The organism is Vibrio sp. 1557, from assembly GCF_033340175.1.
Lineage (GTDB): Bacteria > Pseudomonadota > Gammaproteobacteria > Enterobacterales > Vibrionaceae > Vibrio > Vibrio alginolyticus.
Map to the genome: position 1 here is coordinate 1 of NZ_JAWOVZ010000310.1, position 1,008 is coordinate 1,008.

Sequence of the window (1,008 nt, forward strand, 5' to 3'; positions counted from 1 at the left end):
GTTTAGAACTGCGAATTGTAACTAAATATAGCAAAAAGATAAGTGAATTTTTTTAGGTTTTGCTATTAGTTGACTTAGGGAAGTAACAAGCTGAAAAATAATAAAAAAGCCGCATGATGCGGCTTTTAAAAAATCTAATGCTTATTACTCGTCGAATAGACCTAGGTGCTCTTTCGCGTAAGCTTCGAAATCGTCACAACCACCGATGTGTTCTTGGTCGATGAAGATTTGAGGAACAGTTTCAACTGGTTTGCCAACTGTCTTCTCAAGGTCTGCTTTAGAAATGCCTTCAGCTTGGATATCAACGTAACGGTAGTTAAAGTCATCACGTTTAGCTTTTAGTGTTTCTGCGTGTTCTTTAGCGCGAACACAGTAAGGACATGCAGGACGACCAAAAATAACAACGAACATATTCTTATTTCTCCTAAATCTATTCTTTTTTGAAAGCGTACAAACATAGAGGCTTGGTGCGCTCTCTTTTGTTGAAGTAACTATGCCTTATCCAGATACGGAAATAAAGCAGCAATTACCTCTTGTATCTATAGGCGAAATCTATCGGATAAAAACTAAACGAGCTTTAAACCAAAAGACGTAAATAACAGCTTACCCGGACAAAAATAACCCTTGAAAATGACATGCTAACTATGTGAAGTGACGCATAAAAACATACTTTTTGAAGGGTTATTGATGGCAAGGTGGATTGGGTCAACTTTTTTTAACGCAAACCATAGCAATCTATTAAAAGTTGTCGTTTTGGGGAGGAAGTGTATGTTTCAGTTTATGACTGCAACACGGATTATTTTCGGTGAAGGAGCGCTCCAATCTTCACTATCAGTTATCAATCAATTTGGGTATAGCGTCTTGCTTGTGACGGGAAAAGAGACTCAGCGCGCCACGCCCATCATCAATTATCTCAAAGCTCAAAATATGCGTTATCAGCACGTCGCCATCAATGGGGAGCCCAACATTACGATGGTGGAAGAGACGGCGGTGCTCGGGCGGAAATTT

Annotated in this window: 2 protein-coding genes; one reads left to right on the forward strand and one right to left on the reverse strand. The window is 39.5% G+C overall.

Features of this window, described 5'->3' with window-relative positions:
* Window positions 1-144 precede the first annotated feature (144 nt).
* Window positions 145-411: a GrxA family glutaredoxin gene (locus tag R7070_RS26690; RefSeq protein WP_005459605.1), complete on the reverse strand. Its 267-nt coding sequence runs from the start codon at window positions 409-411 to the stop codon at window positions 145-147.
* A gap of 357 nt (window positions 412-768) precedes the next feature.
* Here R7070_RS26690 and R7070_RS26695 point away from each other — a divergent pair.
* Window positions 769-1,008, forward strand: a 240-nt coding sequence (locus tag R7070_RS26695) for an iron-containing alcohol dehydrogenase (RefSeq protein ID WP_318141589.1), incomplete at its 3' end; no start/stop codon positions are given.